Source organism: Pseudomonas sp. GLN_2 (assembly GCF_043106005.1).
GTDB lineage: Bacteria > Pseudomonadota > Gammaproteobacteria > Pseudomonadales > Pseudomonadaceae > Aquipseudomonas > Aquipseudomonas alloputida.
Map to the genome: position 1 here is coordinate 1 of NZ_JBICMC010000039.1, position 17881 is coordinate 17881.

Consider the following 17881-nt stretch of genomic DNA (forward strand, 5'->3'; position numbering starts at 1 on the left):
CCGCGAAGAGGCCGGCACAGGCAATACCGCTTATCAAGCAACAGCCCCTTCCCCAGGCCGCCCACCCACCACAAACCACAGCGGCCACAGCGCCAACGCCCCCGCCACACCCGCCGCGAGGGCAAAATGCAGCAAGCTGGCACCGGCGCCAATCATCGCCAGCAGCGCACCGCCGAGCCCCAGCAAGGCGATAGTGATCATCCCCAGCATGGCCGAAACCAGCCCCTTGCTCTGCTCACTGGAGAACAGCGTCAGGCGGTACAGCACCGCATTGGCCACGCCCAACCCCAGCGCATACAGCGACATGCCAGCCACCACACTGGTCACACTCGGCCGGTACCAGGTCGCCAGCACCATCAGGCACAGGCCCGCCAGGTATGGCCAGAGCGCGCCACGCACCAGGGCTGGCAGCGGGTAGCGATCGGCAATACGGTTGATGATCAGGTTACCGAGAATCAGCCCGCCAAAGACCGGCAACTGCCACAAGGCATACTCCAGGGTGCTCAATCCCTCATCGTGAATCAGCAGCACCGGCGACAGGCCAATCCAGCCAATCAGCGGCAATCCGACCAACCCAAGGGCGGCGCTGCCTGCAACGAAGCGGCGGTTGCCCAGCAGTTGGCCATAGCCCGCCAACAGTGGCAGCAGGTGAATCGGCGTGAACGCCAGCCGCGAGCCGTCACGGCGCTCCACGCCCAGGGTTTCCGGCATCAGCCGGTACAGCAGCAGCCAGGCCAGCACCGCGCCGATGGCGAACGCCACGAACAGCCAGCGCCAGTCCAGCCATTGCAGCAGCAAGGTGCCCACCAGCGGCCCGAGCAGGGGCGACAGCAAGGCGATGTTGGCCAACAGGGCCATCATGCGTACAGCATCAGCCTCGCTGAAAGCCTCGTTCAGGGCCGGGTAGCTGACGGTGACCACAAAGCCCAGGCCAATGCCCTGCAACAGGCGCAACAGGTTGAACAGGCCGATGTCCTGGACCCAGAAGGTCGCCAGGCAGGCCAGGCCAAAGAATGCGCAACCGACCAGCAGCAGCGGGCGCCGTCCATAACGGTCGGCCAACGGGCCGATCAGCCATTGCAGTACCACGCCGCCCAGCAGGTACAGGTTGAGGGCATGGGGTATGTATTCGGGACTGGCGTCGAGGTCACTGACCACGACCGGCATCGCCGGCATGACCGCGTCGCTGGCCAGGTAGGTCAGCAGTTCGAACAGGGCCAAGGTCAGGCCGAACAGCAAGGCACGCAGAGGGGTGACATACAGCAGTGGTTTCATGATGGCGTATCGGGTGTGACAGGCGGGATCACGCTATATGCCAGAAATTGTTGGAAATTGCTGTGAGCAAGTGTAATCAGGGTAGGAAAAAGCTGGGGCCGCTTTGCGCCCCTTCACGGGCAAGCCCGCCCCTCCGAGGACATGCGTGTCCTGTGTAGGAGCGGGCTTGCCCGCGAAGGGGCGCAAAGCGGCCCCGGCTTCAACGCGGTATTACTGCGTTGCAGTCTCCTGCACCACGCGAATAACCCGCTGCGGAAACGGAATGTCGATCCCTTCGGCTTTCAACCGGTCACGCGCGTACTCGTTGAGCATGAACATCACATCCCAGTAATCGGAGGTCTTGGTCCACAAGCGCAGCGATACGGTGATCGAGCTGTCGCCCAGCGTTGACACGACCGCCTGCGGTGCAGGGTCTTGCAGAACACGCGGGTCCTTTGCCAGCTCCAGCAGCACATTGCGGGCCTTCTGCAGGTCCGCCTCGTAGTCAACGCCCACATCGAACACCACCTTGCGCGTCGGCTGGCGGTTGGTGTTGGTAATGATGCCGTTGGACAGGCTGCCATTGGGCATGATGACCGTCTTGTTGTCACCGGTGCGCAGCACGGTGTGGAAGATCTGGATACTGTCGACGGTGCCGGCAACGCCCTGCGCCTCGATCCAGTCACCGATACGGAACGGGCGGAACATCAGGATCAGCACACCACCGGCGAAGTTCGCCAGGCTGCCCTGCAAGGCAAGGCCGATGGCCAGGCCTGCGGCACCGATGGCGGCGACGAACGAGGTGGTCTCGATGCCGATCATCGAGGCCACGCTGACCAACAGCAGCACCTTCAGCACAATGTTCGCCAGGGTGCTGATGAAGCCCTGCAGCGCCAGGTCGGCGTTGCGCAGGCCAACCAGCTTGCCGAGGCGGGCGCTGACCTTGTTGATGATCCACCAGCCAACCGCCAAGGTCAGCAGTGCCAGCAGCACACGGCTGCCGTATTCCATGATCAAAGGGATCCACGTCTGGGATTGGCGGACGAGCTGGTCGACCTCAGCGTTCAAATCCATATTCATCTCCTGATGCCGAGTGGCAAGTACACGGTAGAACAGGCCGCGCGTGTTATTACGCAACCCCGGCCCCCATGGACATCATTTGGCCATCGGGGTTCCGGCCCCCCCGCATCAGTCGCGGAAGTTGTTGAACTGCAGCGGCATGTCGAATTCCTTGGTGCGCAGCAGGGCAATCGCTTCCTGCAGATCGTCACGTTTCTTGCCGGTTACCCGTACCTGCTCACCCTGGATGGCGGCCTGTACTTTCAGCTTGCCATCCTTGATGGTGGCAACGATCTTTTTTGCCAGGTCCTTGTCGATGCCTTCGCGGAACTTGGCTTCCTGTTTCTTTTCCTTGCCGGAGGCGTAGGGGTCCTTGGTTTCCAGGCACTTCACGTCGATCTTGCGCTTGACCAGTGCAAGGCGCAGGATCTCCAGCATCGCCTCGAGCTGGAACTCTTCCTCAGCAGTGAGCATCACGGTCTGCTCTTTGTCCTTGAACTCGAAGGTGCCTTTGCCCTTGAGGTCGTAGCGGCGGTCCAGTTCCTTGATGGCGTTGTCGACCGCGTTCTGCACTTCGTGCTTGTCCAGTTCCGATACCACGTCGAACGAAGGCATGGTTGTTCTCCCAAAATAAAAGCGCGCTCAGGCTGAAGATGGAGCGCGCTGGGTTTGAAGGTTAAAATGCGGGCTCATTATAACGGGTTGCGAAACGCATATGAGCAGCACCTGGCATATTCTCGGCGCCGGTAGCCTTGGCAGTCTGTGGGCCTGCCGGCTGGCACGCGCCGGCAAGGCTGTGCGCCTGATCCTGCGTGACGGGCAACGGCTGCAGGCCTATCAGCAGGCCGGTGGCCTGACCCTGGTCGAGCAGGACCAAACCCGGCGCTACGCCATACCGGCCGAAACGGCGCAAGCGCAAGGCCCGATCCACCGGCTGCTGGTGGCCTGCAAGGCCTATGACGCTGCCCCCGCGATTGCCGGTCTAGCGCCTCGGCTGGCCGAGAGCGCCGAAGTGCTGCTGTTGCAGAATGGCCTGGGCAGCCAGGATGAAGTCGCCGACCTGGTGCCGCACGCTCGCTGCATCTTCGCCTCCAGCACCGAAGGCGCCTTCCGCGAGGGGGACTGGCAAGTGCGTTTTGCCGGCCATGGCTTCAACTGGCTAGGCGACCCTCGAAGCCCCCTGCTCCCCGCCTGGTTCGGTGACCTGCACGAGGCCGGTATCCCCGCTGAGTGGACAGTAGACATACTGACCCGCCTGTGGCGCAAGTTGGCGCTCAATTGCGCCATCAACCCGCTGACCGTGCTTCACGATTGCCAGAATGGCGGGCTGCTGGGGCACCTGGGTGAAGTGCAAGCCCTGTGCGTCGAACTGGCCCGACTGCTGCGCCGTTGCGGCCAGCCGCAAGCAGCCGAGGGGCTGGACGAAGAAGTTCAGCGGGTAATCCTCGCCACCGCAGCCAACTACTCTTCCATGTACCAGGACGTGCATGCAGGACGGCGCACCGAGTTGCACTACCTGCTCGGCCATGCTTGCCGCGCTGCGGGCCGTCATGGCCTGCAACTGCCGCAGCTGGAACACCTGCTGCAGCGCTTGGTCGAAAACCTGCGCGTGCGTGGCTTGCCTTGCGACTGACGCGGCCCTTCCACCGGATACGGACATTGCCTTGCCCATGACCTTGCGCCAACGCCTGGAAAACCTCCCGGTCGGGCAGAAGCTGCTGGCGGCCCTGCTGGTACTGCTGGTGACCATCTTGCTGATGGCCAACCTCACCTTCATCAGCGCCGCCTACTGGATCACCCAGGAAAGCATGGCGCCGCAGGCTATGCACACCATCGGCCGGCTGGTGGCCAATCCACAGCTTGCAGCCCGCGCCGGCGACACCCCGGACACGGCCCGTGCCCTGCTCAAGGAGCTGGACAGTTACACACCGCTGCGCGCCGCCGCCATCTACGGTGGCGACGGCCGAATGCTGGCGCAGTTGCAGCATGGCGAGCCGCTGGCCCTGCCCAAGCGTTTTCGCAACATTGACGGCTGGCGCCTGATGGAGTTTCGCAGCACTCAGTTGATCCGCATCCCCCGCGATGCCAACCCACCGGCACATTTGCTGCTGGTAGCCAGCAGCGAACTGCCCACGGCCTTCTACACCGGCACACTCAGCGCCAGCCTGGGCATCCTGGTGTTCAGTGTCCTGCTATGGATCGTCATCGCCCGGCAGATCAAACGCCTGATCACCCAGCCGATCAACCAGCTTGAGGAGCTCAGCCGCCAGGTTACCCGCGAAGAGAGCTACGCCTTGCGTGCCCAGCGCGGCAATGACGATGAAATCGGCAGCCTGGCCGAGGCCTTCAACACCATGCTGTCGCGCATCGAGGCCCGCGAGCAGCAGCTCAAGAGCGCCCGCGACGAGTTCCAGAGTGCCTACGACCAGGCTCAGGGCCTTGCCGAAGAAACCCGCCACACCAACCGCAAGCTGGAACTGGAAGTACAGGTACGCAGCAAGATCGAGAAAAAGCTCACCGGTTTTCAGAACTACCTCAACAGCATCATCGACTCGATGCCCTCGGCACTGATCGCCCTCGACGAACAGCTCTACGTGACCCAATGGAACCACGAAGCCACGGTGCTTTCCGGCACGCCACTGGACGAGGCACTCAACCAGCCGGTGTTCATTGCGTTCGAGCCGCTGAAGCCGTTCCTCCCGCAACTGAAGGAAACCGTGGAAAAACATCGAGTGGCGAAGATCGAGCGGGTAACCTGGCCCAAAGGCGACGACCTGCGCCACTACGCCCTGACCTTCTACCCACTGACGGGCGGCGGCGGGCGCGGCGTGGTCATTCGTATCGACGACATCACCCAGCGTCTGTCATTGGAAGAGATGATGGTGCAGTCAGAAAAAATGCTCTCGGTCGGGGGGCTGGCTGCCGGCATGGCGCACGAAATCAACAACCCGCTGGGCGCTATCCTGCACAACGTGCAGAACATTCGCCGGCGCCTGTCGTCCGACCTGCCGCGCAACCAGGAACAGGCCGAAGAGCTGGGCATCGACCTGGCCACGATCAACCGCTACCTGGACAGCCGCGAGGTGCCGCAACTGCTCGACGGCATTCAGCAGGCCGGCGCCCGGGCGGCGAAGATCGTCACCCACATGCTCAGCTTCAGCCGCCGCAGTAACCGCCAGCTGGTGCCATGCGAGCTGCCGGCACTGATCGATCAGGCGCTTGAAATTGCCGGCAATGACTTCGATCTGGCCATCGGCTTCGACTTCAAGGGGCAAGCCATCGTGCGCCAGTTCGACCCCGACCTGGGGCCGGTGCCATGCACCGCCAACGAGCTGGAACAAGTACTGCTCAACTTGCTGAAGAATGCAGCCCAGGCCATCCACCAACGCCCGCAACCCAGCGAGCCCGGACGCATCACACTGCGCACCCGGCTAAACCCGCCATGGGCAGAAATCCAGGTCGAGGACAACGGCGTCGGTATGCCCGAGGCGGTGCGCAAGCGCACCTTCGAGCCGTTCTTCACCACCAAGGAAATCGGCCAGGGTACCGGGCTGGGCCTGTCGGTCTCCTACTTCATCATCACCAACAACCACAAGGGGCAGATGGAAGTGCAATCCACGCCAGGCCAAGGCACCTGCTTTACCCTACGCCTGCCCCTCACCCAGCCGGCAGCGGCGGTGCCGGCCAGAACGGAGCAATGACATGGGCTACCGCCTTTCGAAGATCTATACCCGCACCGGCGACAAAGGCGAAACCGGCCTGGGCGACGGCCGTCGGGTGCCCAAGGACCACCCGCGGATCGAAGCGATTGGCGAGGTGGACAGCCTGAACAGCCAGTTGGGGTTGCTGCTGGCGGGGCTCGCCGAGCAGGGGCTGAACGAAGTGACCACAGTGCTGGCGCCGTGTCAGCACCGCTTGTTCGACCTGGGTGGCGAGCTGGCGATGCCCAGTTACCAGGCATTGAACCTGGCGGAAGTGGAACGCCTGGAGGCGGCCATCGATGTGTGGAACGAAGAGCTGGGGCCGCTGAAGAACTTCATTCTGCCCAGTGGTTCGGCGCTGGTGGCGCAGGCGCACGTGTGCCGCAGTCTGGCGCGCAGCGCAGAGCGCCGGTGCCAGCAGTTGAATGCCATGGAGCCGCTGGAAGGCGTTGGTTTGGCGTATATCAACCGGCTTTCCGATCTATTGTTCGTGGCGGCGCGGATCATCGGGCGGCGCCAGGGGGTGGCTGAGGTTTTGTGGCAGCCCGCCGAGAAACCCAAAGGCTGATACTTCTGGGGCTGCTTTGCAGCCCAGTCGCGGGCTTGCCCGCTCCCACAGGTTTCGAGCAGGCTTGAAGCGCGTGAGTTTCCTGTGGGAGCGGGCCCCGCGAATGGGCCCCGCAGCGGCCACTGTTACAGGGGACTCAAACCTCGGGCCAGAACGCCCGGATCCCGGCTACACCCTGTGCCCCGGCTTCCCAGGCCTGCTCGCGCTCACCCGGCCCTACCCCACCCAGCAGGTAAACCGGCTTGTTGAACCCGGCAATCAACCGCTGCGCCTCATCCCATCCCAACGGCACCGCCTCTGGGTGAGTCTGGGTCGCCTGCACTGGCGACAGGGTGACAAAGTCCACGCCCATCTGCTCAGCCAGCGCCAGCTCTTCGGCACTGTGGCAGGATGCCGCCAACCAGCGCTCCTTGGGGAACGGCCGGCCCCTGGCGGCGTACTTGCGCAGCTGCGCGGCCGTCAGGTGCCAACCGGCCGCCGGGAAATCACCCAGCCATTCCAGTGGACCTTTAAGCATCAGCTGCGCCTTGCCCGCACACAGCCCGACCGCATCCACCGCCACGTCGCGGTACTTGGGGTCGTACATGTCCGGGGCACGCAACTGGATCAGGCGAATACCATTGGCCACCGCCTTCTGGATACCCTTGAGCAGCTGCGGCACTTCCAGGCCGTCCGGGGTGATCAGGTACTGGTCCGGCAGGCGCGCAGCGGCGACGATCGGCTTGTTGGCCTCGGGGAATTCGTACTGCGGCAAATCGCGCGGGGCAACCCACTCCAGCGGCTGGCCTTCGGCACCATGCGGTTCGCCAGTGAACACTTCGACCTCGCGCACCTCCAGCAGCACCTGCTTGTCCGGGTAGTCATGGCTGACCTTGATCAGCGCACGCGAATGGCTTACCTCGATGCCCAGCTCCTCGCGCAACTCGCGGGCAAGCGCCGCTTCGACGCTTTCGCCTTCTTCCACCTTGCCACCGGGGAACTCCCACAAGCCGCCCTGGTGCTGGGTATCGGCACGACGTGCGATCAGAATACGGCCATCAGCGCCGCGAATCACGGCAGCTACTACATGAATCCGTTTCACGCTTCACGCTCCTCCAGGCCTGCCTGTTGCCATGCCTGGAAGGCTGGCCATTGATAAATGGTCTCGATGTAGGCTGCCGCCTCGGCGGGGACTTCTACGCGGTAGGTGCGCAGGCGCACGGCTACCGGGGCAAAGAAGGCATCGGCCAGGCTTGCCTTGCCGAACAGGAACGGGCCGCTGTCCTTGGCCACCAGACGGCATTCGGACCACAGCGCAACGATGCGGTCGATGTCGATTTGCACGTCCAGCGGCACGCTGTCCAGCGCCTGGTCGCGCGACAAGTCGAACGGCATGGCGCCGCGCAGGGCAAGGAAGCCGCTATGCATCTGCGCACAGGCCGAACGGGCCTGGGCACGCGCCGCCACATCGGCAGGCCACAGCTGGGCTTCGGGGTGGCGTTCGTTGAGGTATTCGGCAATGGCCAGCGAGTCAGCGATCACACCGTGCTCGCTCTTGAGCAGCGGCACCTTGCCGGTGGAGGAGAAAGCGAGGATGCGCTGGCGGGTATCAGGCTGGTTCAGCTTGATCAGGGTTTCTTCGTAGGGCACGCCAGCCAGCTCGAGGGCCAGGGCGCCACGCAGCGACCAGGAGGAGTACAGCTTGTCGCCGATGATCAGGTGATAGCTCATGGTTCGGCTCCATCAGGTTTGTCTTGCAAAACCCGCAGGCCGCTGCGCGGCCTTTCGCGGGCAAGCCCGCTCCTACAGGGACCGCACCACTCCTGCAGGCATTGCAACACCTGTGGGAGCGGGCGTGCCCGCGAAGAGGCCTTCGGATCAGTAGATCAGGTACGGTACTCGGCGTTGATCTTCACGTACTCGTGGGACAGGTCGGTCGTCCAGATGGTTTCGCTGCACTGGCCACGGCCCAGTTCGATTCGGATGGTGATCTCTTCCTGGGCCATCACTGCCGAACCCTGCGCTTCGGTATAGCTCGGGCTGCGGCCGCCTTTGCTCGCAATGCAAACGCTGTCCAGGTAAACATCGATCAGGCTCACATCCAGCTCCGGTACACCGGCACGACCTACGGCAGCGAGGATACGGCCCCAGTTCGGGTCGGAAGCGAACAGCGCGGTCTTGATCAGCGGCGAGTGGGCCACGGCGTAGCCGACGTCCAGGCACTCCTGGTGGTTGCCACCACCGTTGACCTGCACGGTCACGAACTTGGTCGCACCTTCGCCGTCACGGACGATGGCCTGGGCCACTTCCATGCACACTTCGAACACGGCCTTTTTCAGCGCTTCGAAAAGCGCGCCGCTGGCTTCGGTCACTTCCGGCAGGTCGGCCTTGCCGGTAGCGATCAGCATGCAGCAATCGTTGGTCGAAGTGTCACCATCGATCGTGATGCGGTTGAACGACTTGTTGGCGCCGTCCAGCATCAGGTCCTTGAGGACGCTGGGCGCCACCTTGGCGTCGGTAGCGATGTAGCCCAGCATGGTCGCCATGTTCGGGCGGATCATGCCTGCACCCTTGCTGATACCGGTGACGGTAACGGTCACGCCATCGTGCTGGAACTGGCGGCTGGCCCCCTTGGGCAGGGTGTCGGTGGTCATGATGCCGGTAGCGGCCTCAGCCCAGTTGTTTTCCGACAGGTTGTCGAGGGCGGCCTGCAGCGCGCCTTCGATCTTTTCGACCGGCAGCGGCTCGCCAATCACGCCGGTGGAGAACGGCAGTACCGACTCTGCCGGTACGCCAGCCAGTTCGGCCAGCTTGGCGCAGGTGCGCTCGGCGGCGGCCAGGCCTGGCGCGCCGGTGCCGGCGTTGGCGTTACCCGTGTTGGTCAGCAGGTAGCGCACGGTGCCCTGTACACGCTGCTTGGACAGGATCACCGGCGCTGCGCAGAAGGCGTTGAGGGTGAACACGCCAGCCACGCTGGAGCCTTCGGCACAGCGCATGACCACCACATCCTTGCGCCCCGGGCGCTTGATACCGGCAGAAGCGATACCGAGTTCAAAACCCGGAACCGGGTGCAGGGTGGGCAAAGGACCAAGACCAACAGCCATTAGAGCGCTCCTAGAAAAAACGATGATGTCGAAAAAGGGGCCGCTTCGCGCCCCATCGCGACACAAGGCCGCCCCCACAAGGATCGCGCCCGTTCATGGACGAGCGCGGTACCTGTGGGAGCGGCCTTGTGTCGCGAAAGGGCCGCAAAGCGGCCCCAGGCTTGTACAACGTAAGGTTCAGATCACTCGATCTGACCATGGCAATGCTTGAACTTCTTGCCCGAACCGCACCAGCACGGCTCGTTGCGGCCCAGCTTCTGGTCATTGCGTACTGGCGCCGAGGCTACCGCTACTTCGGCACCCTCCTCGCTCAGTTGCTCACTTTCCAGGCCCGGTGCAGCGGCGTGCTGGAATTGCATGCGACTCGCCAGCTCTTCGGCTTCGCGGCGCAGGCGGGCTTCTTCTTCGGCCGGGTCTTCGCGGCGAACCTGTACGTGCGACAGCACGCGGATGGTGTCGCGCTTGATCGACTCCAACAGCTCCTGGAACAGGCTGAACGACTCGCGCTTGTACTCCTGCTTCGGGTTCTTCTGCGCATAACCACGCAGGTGAATACCGTGACGCAGGTGGTCCATGGTCGACAGGTGGTCTTTCCACAGGTCGTCCAGTACGCGCAGCAGAATCTGCTTCTCGAAGGTTCGCAGGGCGTCGAGACCGGCCTGGTCTTCCTTCTCGGTGTAGGCAGTGGTGATCTCGTTCAGCAGCTTCTCGCGCAAGGTCTCTTCGTAGAGGTGATCATCCTCGTCGAGCCATTGCTGAATCGGCAACTTGATGGCGAAATCGCTGGCCAGCGAAGCCTCCAGGCCGGCTACGTCCCACTGCTCTGGCAGCGACTGCGGCGGAATGTGCTGGCTGATGGTAGCGTCCAGTACTTCCTTGCGGAATTCGACGATGGTGTCGCCAATGTTCTCGGCCGCCAGCAGGCTGTTGCGCATGTGGTAGATCACCTTGCGCTGCTCGTTGGCGACGTCGTCATATTCGAGCAATTGCTTACGAATGTCGAAGTTGCGGCCTTCGACCTTGCGCTGGGCTTTCTCGATAGCGTTGGTGACCATGCGGTGCTCGATGGCCTCGCCCGATTGCATGCCCAGTGCCTTCATGAAGTTCTTCACCCGGTCAGAGGCGAAGATGCGCATCAGGCTGTCTTCCAGCGACAGGTAGAAGCGGCTGGAACCCGGGTCGCCCTGACGACCGGAGCGGCCACGCAGCTGGTTGTCGATACGGCGCGATTCGTGGCGCTCGGAAGCGATTACATGCAGGCCACCCGTCTCGATCACTTGCTGGTGACGCTTCTGCCAGTCGGCCTTGATCTGGGCGATCTGCTCGGCTGTCGGGTTTTCCAGGGCAGCCACTTCGGCTTCCCAGTTACCGCCCAGCAGGATGTCGGTACCACGGCCAGCCATGTTGGTGGCGATGGTCAGTGCACCTGGCGCGCCTGCTTGCGCGATGATCTCGGCTTCCTTCTCGTGATACTTGGCGTTGAGCACCTTGTGGTCGATCCCTTCCTTTTTCAGGAGGTTGGACATGTGCTCGGAAGTTTCAATGGTCGCGGTACCTACCAGCACCGGACGGCCCAGCTTCATGCTTTCCTTGATGTCGGCGATGATCGCGGCGTATTTCTCGTCAGCGGTCAGGTACACCAGGTCGTTGTAGTCCTTACGCGCCAGTGGCTTGTTCGGCGGAATGACCATCACGTTCAGGCCGTAGATCGACTGGAACTCGAATGCTTCGGTGTCGGCGGTACCGGTCATGCCGGACAGCTTGGTGTACAGGCGGAAGTAGTTCTGGAAGGTGGTCGAAGCCAGGGTCTGGCTCTCGGCCTGGATGTTCAGGTTCTCTTTGGCCTCGATGGCCTGGTGCAGGCCCTCGGACAGGCGACGGCCCGGCATGGTACGGCCGGTGTGTTCGTCGATCAGCAGAACCTGGCCGTCCTGGACGATGTACTCGACGTTGCGGTGGAACAGCTTGTGTGCACGAAGACCGGCGTAGACGTGTGTCAGCAAGCCCAGGTTGTGCGCGGAGTACAGGCTCTCGCCCTCAGCCAGCAGGCCCGCCTGGGCCAGCATCTCTTCGATGAACTGGTGACCGGCTTCGTTCAGCTCCACCTGGCGACTCTTCTCGTCGATGGTGAAGTGGCCTTCCTGGGTGACCTGGCCTTCGACCTCTTCGATGTGCTGGGTGAGGCGCGGGATCAGGCGGTTGATCTCGATGTACAGCTTGGAGCTGTCCTCGGCCTGACCGGAAATGATCAGCGGGGTACGCGCTTCGTCGATGAGGATGGAGTCGACTTCGTCGATCACGGCGAAGTTCAGTTCACGCTGGAACTTCTCGTCCTGGCTGAACGCCATGTTGTCGCGCAGGTAGTCGAACCCGAATTCGTTGTTGGTGCCGTAGGTGATGTCGGCTGCATAGGCGGCGCGCTTTTCTTCCGGCGGCTGGAAGGCCGAGACGATACCGACCGACAGCCCGAGGAACTCGTACAGCGGGCGCATCCAGTTGGCGTCACGGCGCGCCAGGTAGTCGTTGACGGTGACCACATGCACGCCCTTGCCGGACAATGCGTTGAGGTAGACGGCCAGGGTACCGACCAAGGTCTTGCCTTCACCGGTGCGCATTTCTGCGATCATACCCTCGTGCAGGGTCATGCCGCCGATCAACTGCACATCGAAATGGCGCATGCCCATTACACGCTTGCCGGCCTCGCGGGCCACGGCGAAGGCTTCGGGCAGCAATTGGTCCAGTGTCTCGCCTTTGGCCAGGCGTTCCTTGAACTCTGCAGTCTTGCCCCGCAGTTGCTCGTCGGAGAGGGCCACCATCTTCTCTTCGAAGGCATTGACGATACTCACCGTCTTGAGCATGCGTTTGACTTCACGCTCGTTCTTGCTTCCAAAAAGTTTTTTTAACAAAGGCGCAAACATATCGGCAGGATCTTCCACACGTAGGGATGGAGGGCGGCCCCATGAGTCGCCCGTGCAGCCCATAGGCCGCATGCGAACGAGCATTCTACCCGGAAACGATGGTGAGGAAAGTGGTGGATTTCCACGATGCTGATACAGCGTTTTGGCAGGGGCCTGTTTTAGATAGGGGCATTTTCACTGAGTTCAAGGCTTGGCAACATGAAAGCTATCGAGAACCAGTCTTGTCTTTGGCTGCCTGTGCCGGCCTCTTCGCGGGTGAACCCGCTCCTACAAGATACCGACAACCCTGGCAGGAGCGGGTTCACCCGCGAAGAGGCCGGCACAGGCAACGGAGATGTTAGACTGTGCCCACGTCACCTCACGCGTACCCCCATGGCCTACAAACCCTCCCCCGCCCAGCCACCTTCCGCCCTGCTGCGCCAGGTGCGCCCGCTGCGCCTGCTGCTGAACCAGGCCGAGCGCCTGGAGCACTTGCAGCGGCTGCTGGAAAGCCAGTTGCAACCGGCTGCCCGCGAGCACTGCCATGTGGCGTCCTGGCGCGATGGTACTTTGTTGCTGGTGGTTACCGACGGCCATTGGGCAACCCGCCTGCGCTACCAGCAGAAGCGCTTGTTGGCGGCCCTGCAGGCCATGGAAGCATTCGGCAACCTCAGGCGCATCCTGTACAAGGTACAGCCGCCGCTGGTACCGGCCAAGCGTGGCGGGCATGCGGCCGAGCTTTCGAACAGCGCGGCCGAGAGCCTGCGCGACACCGCCGAGGGCATTACCGACCCCAAACTGCGCGCCGCACTGGAACGGTTGGCTGCCCACGCTCAGGGCAAGCCATAAAAAAGGCCACCCGAAGGTGGCCTTAATGAACTAGAGAGTGTTCGAACTTACACGGCCGCAACAGGGCGCATGTACGAGATCGGTGCCGTGCTGGCATCTTCGAAAGTGACCACTTCCCAGGCATCGGTTTCAGCAATCAGCTTGCGCAACAGCTGGTTGTTCAGCGCGTGGCCGGACTTGAAGCCCTTGAACTCGCCGATCAGGCTGTTGCCCAGCAGGTACAGATCGCCGATGGCGTCGAGGATCTTGTGCTTGACGAATTCGTCTTCGTAACGAAGGCCGTCTTCGTTGAGCACGCCGTCCTCATCGACCACGATGGCGTTCTCGACACTGCCACCCAACGCAAGGTTGTGCTTGCGCAGGTACTCGATGTCACGCATGAAGCCAAAAGTACGCGCGCGGCTGACTTCCTTCACGAACGACGTGCTGGAAAAGTCGACGCTGGCGCTCTGGGTCCGGTTGCGAAGCACCGGGTGATCGAAATCGATCTCGAAGCTCACCTTGAAACCTTCGAAAGGCAGGAACGTGGCGCGCTTGTCGCCCTCTTCCACGGTTACCTCACGCAGGATGCGGATGAACTTCTTGGCTGCGTCCTGTTCTTCCAGGCCGGCAGACTGAATCAGGAATACAAAAGGACCGGCGCTGCCATCCATGATCGGCACTTCCGAGGCGGAGAGCTCGACGTAGGCGTTATCGATGCCCAGGCCCGCCATGGCGGAGAGCAGGTGCTCGACCGTATCGACCTTGACGTCACCGTTGACCAACGTCGTCGACATGGTTGTCTCGCCGACGTTGGCCGCACGCGCAGGGATCTCGACCACAGGGTCGAGGTCGGCGCGGCGGAAGACGATGCCGGTGTCAACAGGTGCAGGCTTGAGGGTCAGGTAAACCTTCTCCCCGGAGTGCAGACCGACACCTGTGGCACGGATGGTATTCTTCAGGGTGCGTTGTTTAATCATGGCATTGGCCGCTTCAGCGCAAATTGCGAACAGGTATCAACAAAGGCTGGGGATGATAACAGACCCAACCTTTGATGAATACCAATCACCTTTATACCCCTGATAAATTCCATTAATCAGCCTGACGACGCAGGAATGCCGGGATATCGAGGTAGTCCAGGTCATCCTGAGGGTTCAGTTTAGCGGCTGCGGCAGCACCTGCATGCGCCTGGTTGCGCATGACGGTCGGGCGCTCCAGGTCGCGGTAGTTGACCGCTGGCTGCTCCTGGCGCACCGGCGCAGGATTGGACGCTTCGTACGCCTGCTGGGCAGTCTGCAGGGTATTGTCGACCACCTTCACAGGCTTCTCGATGCGTGCGCCCAGACCAGTGGCCACCACGGTCACGTGCAGTTCGTCACGCATGTCCGGGTCGATCACGGTGCCGACCTTGACCATCGCGTGGTCGGAGGCGAAGGCTTCGATGATGCTACCCACGTCGGAGTACTCACCCAGCGACAGGTCCGGGCCTGCGGTGATGTTCACCAGGATACCGCGGGCGCCCTGCAGGTTGACGTCTTCCAGCAGCGGGTTACGGATAGCTGCCTCGGTGGCTTCACGTGCACGGTTCGGGCCGCTGGCGCAGCCAGTACCCATCATGGCCATGCCCATTTCACCCATCACGGTGCGCACGTCGGCGAAGTCGACGTTGATCATGCCTGGGCGCTTGATGATGTCGGAGATACCGCGTACGGCACCGGCCAGTACATCGTCAGCCTTGGCGAAGGCGGACAGCAGGCTGGCATCCTTGCCCAGGATGGTCAGCAGCTTCTCGTTGGGGATGGTGATCAACGAGTCGACGCTTTCAGCCAGCATGCGGATGCCTTCATCGGCGATCTGCATGCGCTTGCGGCCTTCGAACGGGAACGGACGGGTCACCACTGCAACGGTGAGGATACCCATTTCCTTGGCCACTTCGGCAATGATTGGCGCTGCACCGGTACCGGTACCGCCACCCATGCCGGTGGTGATGAACACCATGTTGGTGCCCTGCAGCACTTCAGCGATGCGCTCACGGTCTTCCAGCGCGGCCTGACGGCCGACTTCCGGATTGGCACCAGCACCCAGGCCCTTGGTCACACCCGTGCCCAATTGCAGGATGGTGCGCGCGCCAATGTTTTTCAGCGCCTGGGCATCGGTGTTGGCGCAGATGAATTCCACGCCTTCGATGCTGCTCTTGACCATGTGATTGACGGCGTTGCCGCCACCACCACCTACGCCGATCACTTTGATGACCGGACTTTGCGGGACGTTGTCTACGAGCTCGAACATTTTCCCTCTCCTTACAGTTCTCTAGTTGTTGCGCCTACCACTACTGCTTTGAAACTTAGAAGTTGCCCTGGACCCACTTCTTGAAGCGTTCAAGCACTGGGGCCTTCGGTTCATCGCCATAGCTGTTGCTGCTGCTGTTGCTGTTACCGGTCAGGGCCAAGTCCTCGGACTGCTTCAGCAGGCCGTAGGTGAGCAAGCCCACACCGGTGGAATAGATCGGGTTGCGCACCACGTCGCTCAGCCCCCGAACGCTGTGCGGCACGCCCAGGCGTACCGGCATGTGGAAGATTTCCTCGGCCAGTTCCACGGCGCCTTCCATCTTCGCGGTGCCGCCAGTGAGGACGATGCCGGCGGGCACCAGGTCTTCGTAGCCGCTGCGGCGCAGTTCGGCCTGGATCAGGGTGAAGAGCTCGTCGTAACGTGGCTCCACCACCTCGGCCAGGGCCTGGCGCGACAGCTCGCGCGGTGGGCGATCGCCCACGCTTGGCACCTTGATGGTCTCGCCAGCGCCAGCCAGTTTGGCCAAGGCACAGGCGTAGCGGATCTTGATTTCTTCGGCGTACTGGGTCGGTGTACGCAGGGCCATGGCGATGTCGTTGGTCACCTGGTCGCCGGCAATCGGGATGACCGCCGTGTGGCGGATGGCACCCTCGGTGAAGATGGCGATGTCGGTGGTGCCGCCACCGATGTCCACCAGGCACACGCCCAGTTCTTTTTCATCATCGGTCAGCACCGAGTAGGCCGAAGCCAGCTGTTCGAGGATGATGTCGTCGATTTCCAGGCCGCAGCGGCGCACACACTTCTCGATGTTCTGGGCGGCGTTGACGGCGCAAGTGACCACGTGAACCTTGGCTTCCAGACGCACGCCAGACATGCCCAGCGGCTCGCGCACGCCTTCCTGGTTGTCGATCACATAGTCCTGCGGCAAGGTGTGCAGCACGCGCTGGTCGGCCGGAATCGCCACGGCCTGGGCGGCGTCGAGTACGCGCTCCAGGTCGGCCAGGCTGACCTCGCGGTCACGGATGGCAACGATGCCGTGGGAGTTCAGGCTGCGGATGTGATTACCGGCCACACCGACGAACGCCGAGTGGATACGGCAGCCGGCCATCAGCTGCGCCTCTTCCACGGCGCGCTGGATCGACTGCACGGTGGACTCGATGTTCACCACCACGCCTTTTTTCAGGCCACGGGACGGATGGGTGCCGATCCCGACGATTTCCAGGGTGCCGTCTTCGCCCACTTCGCCCACCAGCGCCACCACCTTGGAGGTGCCAATGTCCAGCCCGACGATCATTTTGCCGCTATGCGCGTTTGCCATGGTCCTGCCTCTCTCTAATTCTTCGCAACGGCGGGTTGGGCCGTCGTCGGTGCAATCGGTTCCCGCCAACCAACGGCAAGTCCGTTGGAATAACGCAGATCAATGCGGGCGATAGTGGTGATCTGGTCTTTGAGTGTCTTGTCGTAAATGGCGATGAAACGGCGCATCTTCTCCACCAGATGATCGCGCCCCAGCAGCAACTCGATGCCTGGCCCGGCACTGCTCGCACCGGTGGTCAGGAACCAGCTGCCTCGCTCGCGCAGCTCCAGGCGAGCGATGGAAAAGCCCAGGGGGCGCAGCATCTGGCTCAATACCTGATACTGCTGCATGACTTGTTGCTGAGCACGCTGCGGCCCGGCCAGCTGCGGCAGGTGCTCATAGTTGGCCAGCTCGCGCGGGGTGAAAGCCTGACCCTGGTTGTTGAGCAGGGCTGCGTCCCCCCAGCGTGCCACCGGCAGCTGCTCTTCAAGGCGGATCACCACCTCGTCGGGCCACACCCGGCGCACTTCGGCATGGGCGATCCACGGCATCTGCTCGAGCTCGGCGCGCATCGCCGGCAGGTCGACGCTGAAGAAGCTCGCCGCCACGTAGGGCGCGATACGCTGCTGCACCGACTGCTGACTGATGTAGCTGAGGTCGCCCTGCACATCGATCTTGGTGATCGGGCGGTCGGCGTACGGCATCAGGCGAATGGCGCCCTCGTAGGCACCAAAGCCGGCCGCCACCAGCAACACCGGCCACAGCAAGCGCTTGAGGCCGCCCAGGCTTGGCCGGGGCAGGCGCGCCGATACGGGCTCGTCGGCCACCAGCCGGCTGGCACCACGCGGCACCGGCTTGCTACGGCCGGTAACGGGTTGCTGCTGACGTATCATCGCGCCTTGCAT

At 62.6% G+C, this 17881-nt stretch carries 15 protein-coding genes; 4 read left to right on the forward strand and 11 right to left on the reverse strand.

The window, feature by feature from the left end:
- Positions 1-33: 33 nt before the first annotated feature.
- The 3 genes from ACF8Q6_RS10160 to ACF8Q6_RS10170 form a co-directional block, all read right to left on the reverse strand.
- Entirely contained in the window at positions 34-1275 is a 1242-nt protein-coding gene (locus ACF8Q6_RS10160; RefSeq protein ID WP_392489689.1) for an MFS transporter, read from the reverse strand.
- 210 nt (positions 1276-1485) lie between these two features.
- Positions 1486-2328, reverse strand: coding sequence for a mechanosensitive ion channel family protein (locus ACF8Q6_RS10165; protein WP_003251892.1), 843 nt, complete (start codon positions 2326-2328; stop codon positions 1486-1488).
- 114 nt (positions 2329-2442) lie between these two features.
- Entirely contained in the window at positions 2443-2928 is a 486-nt protein-coding gene (locus ACF8Q6_RS10170) for a YajQ family cyclic di-GMP-binding protein (protein WP_003251890.1), read from the reverse strand.
- Between the two features lie 100 nt (positions 2929-3028).
- Between ACF8Q6_RS10170 and ACF8Q6_RS10175 the strand changes: the two genes are divergently transcribed.
- From ACF8Q6_RS10175 to ACF8Q6_RS10185, 3 genes are read left to right on the forward strand one after another with little or no spacing between them, the layout of a single operon-like run.
- Positions 3029-3946, forward strand: a complete 918-nt coding sequence (locus tag ACF8Q6_RS10175) for a putative 2-dehydropantoate 2-reductase (protein WP_392489852.1) — start codon at positions 3029-3031, stop codon at positions 3944-3946.
- A 37-nt stretch (positions 3947-3983) separates the two neighbouring features.
- Positions 3984-6014: an ATP-binding protein gene (locus ACF8Q6_RS10180; protein ID WP_012053647.1), complete on the forward strand. Its 2031-nt coding sequence runs from the start codon at positions 3984-3986 to the stop codon at positions 6012-6014.
- Position 6015: 1 nt separating this feature from the next.
- Positions 6016-6582 (forward strand): cob(I)yrinic acid a,c-diamide adenosyltransferase, encoded by a 567-nt coding sequence (locus ACF8Q6_RS10185; RefSeq protein WP_012053648.1) that lies wholly within the window; start codon positions 6016-6018, stop codon positions 6580-6582.
- Positions 6583-6718: 136 nt separating this feature from the next.
- Here ACF8Q6_RS10185 and ACF8Q6_RS10190 read toward each other — a convergent pair whose 3' ends face one another.
- From ACF8Q6_RS10190 to secA, 4 genes are all read right to left on the reverse strand, one after another.
- The gene (locus ACF8Q6_RS10190; RefSeq protein WP_392489853.1) at positions 6719-7663 is read right to left on the reverse strand and encodes a Nudix family hydrolase; all 945 of its coding nucleotides are present in this window, start codon (positions 7661-7663) and stop codon (positions 6719-6721) included.
- Positions 7660-8292 (reverse strand): glutathione S-transferase family protein, encoded by a 633-nt coding sequence (locus tag ACF8Q6_RS10195; RefSeq protein ID WP_012053649.1) that lies wholly within the window; start codon positions 8290-8292, stop codon positions 7660-7662. The genes ACF8Q6_RS10190 and ACF8Q6_RS10195 overlap by 4 nt, the downstream gene beginning before the upstream one ends.
- A gap of 155 nt (positions 8293-8447) precedes the next feature.
- Positions 8448-9665, reverse strand: coding sequence for a bifunctional glutamate N-acetyltransferase/amino-acid acetyltransferase ArgJ (gene argJ / locus ACF8Q6_RS10200; protein WP_003251879.1), 1218 nt, complete (start codon positions 9663-9665; stop codon positions 8448-8450).
- A gap of 182 nt (positions 9666-9847) precedes the next feature.
- Positions 9848-12583 (reverse strand): preprotein translocase subunit SecA, encoded by a 2736-nt coding sequence (gene secA, locus ACF8Q6_RS10205; RefSeq protein ID WP_003251877.1) that lies wholly within the window; start codon positions 12581-12583, stop codon positions 9848-9850.
- Between the two features lie 372 nt (positions 12584-12955).
- Between secA and ACF8Q6_RS10210 the strand changes: the two genes are divergently transcribed.
- Positions 12956-13411 carry a DUF721 domain-containing protein gene (locus tag ACF8Q6_RS10210; RefSeq protein WP_003251875.1) on the forward strand — a complete coding sequence of 152 codons (456 nt, stop codon included), beginning with the start codon at positions 12956-12958 and terminating at the stop codon, positions 13409-13411.
- A gap of 47 nt (positions 13412-13458) precedes the next feature.
- Here ACF8Q6_RS10210 and lpxC read toward each other — a convergent pair whose 3' ends face one another.
- The 4 genes from lpxC to ACF8Q6_RS10230 form a co-directional block, all read right to left on the reverse strand.
- Positions 13459-14370, reverse strand: a complete 912-nt coding sequence (lpxC, locus tag ACF8Q6_RS10215; RefSeq protein ID WP_003251873.1) for a UDP-3-O-acyl-N-acetylglucosamine deacetylase — start codon at positions 14368-14370, stop codon at positions 13459-13461.
- A 112-nt stretch (positions 14371-14482) separates the two neighbouring features.
- Entirely contained in the window at positions 14483-15679 is a 1197-nt protein-coding gene (gene ftsZ / locus ACF8Q6_RS10220; protein ID WP_003251871.1) for a cell division protein FtsZ, read from the reverse strand.
- A gap of 55 nt (positions 15680-15734) precedes the next feature.
- Complete coding sequence (gene ftsA / locus ACF8Q6_RS10225; protein WP_003251867.1) at positions 15735-16997, reverse strand: cell division protein FtsA; 1263 nt, start codon at positions 16995-16997, stop codon at positions 15735-15737.
- Between the two features lie 14 nt (positions 16998-17011).
- On the reverse strand, positions 17012-17881 hold the full coding sequence (locus ACF8Q6_RS10230) for a cell division protein FtsQ/DivIB (RefSeq protein ID WP_003251865.1): 870 nt from the start codon (positions 17879-17881) through the stop codon (positions 17012-17014).

What these genes read in the sequence shown, in the direction of transcription:
- ACF8Q6_RS10160 (WP_392489689.1), bottom strand. Translation starts at nt 1,275, where the DNA reads ATGAAACCACTGCTGTATGTCACCCCTCTGCGTGCCTTGCTGTTCGGC.
- ACF8Q6_RS10165 (WP_003251892.1), bottom strand. Translation starts at nt 2,328, where the DNA reads ATGGATTTGAACGCTGAGGTCGACCAGCTCGTCCGCCAATCCCAGACG.
- ACF8Q6_RS10170 (WP_003251890.1), bottom strand. Translation starts at nt 2,928, where the DNA reads ATGCCTTCGTTCGACGTGGTATCGGAACTGGACAAGCACGAAGTGCAG.
- ACF8Q6_RS10175 (WP_392489852.1), top strand. Translation starts at nt 3,029, where the DNA reads ATGAGCAGCACCTGGCATATTCTCGGCGCCGGTAGCCTTGGCAGTCTG.
- ACF8Q6_RS10180 (WP_012053647.1), top strand. Translation starts at nt 3,984, where the DNA reads ATGACCTTGCGCCAACGCCTGGAAAACCTCCCGGTCGGGCAGAAGCTG.
- ACF8Q6_RS10185 (WP_012053648.1), top strand. Translation starts at nt 6,016, where the DNA reads ATGGGCTACCGCCTTTCGAAGATCTATACCCGCACCGGCGACAAAGGC.
- ACF8Q6_RS10195 (WP_012053649.1), bottom strand. Translation starts at nt 8,292, where the DNA reads ATGAGCTATCACCTGATCATCGGCGACAAGCTGTACTCCTCCTGGTCG.
- argJ (WP_003251879.1), bottom strand. Translation starts at nt 9,665, where the DNA reads ATGGCTGTTGGTCTTGGTCCTTTGCCCACCCTGCACCCGGTTCCGGGT.
- secA (WP_003251877.1), bottom strand. Translation starts at nt 12,583, where the DNA reads ATGTTTGCGCCTTTGTTAAAAAAACTTTTTGGAAGCAAGAACGAGCGT.
- ACF8Q6_RS10210 (WP_003251875.1), top strand. Translation starts at nt 12,956, where the DNA reads ATGGCCTACAAACCCTCCCCCGCCCAGCCACCTTCCGCCCTGCTGCGC.
- lpxC (WP_003251873.1), bottom strand. Translation starts at nt 14,370, where the DNA reads ATGATTAAACAACGCACCCTGAAGAATACCATCCGTGCCACAGGTGTC.
- ftsZ (WP_003251871.1), bottom strand. Translation starts at nt 15,679, where the DNA reads ATGTTCGAGCTCGTAGACAACGTCCCGCAAAGTCCGGTCATCAAAGTG.
- ftsA (WP_003251867.1), bottom strand. Translation starts at nt 16,997, where the DNA reads ATGGCAAACGCGCATAGCGGCAAAATGATCGTCGGGCTGGACATTGGC.
- ACF8Q6_RS10230 (WP_003251865.1), bottom strand. Translation starts at nt 17,881, where the DNA reads ATGCAAGGCGCGATGATACGTCAGCAGCAACCCGTTACCGGCCGTAGC.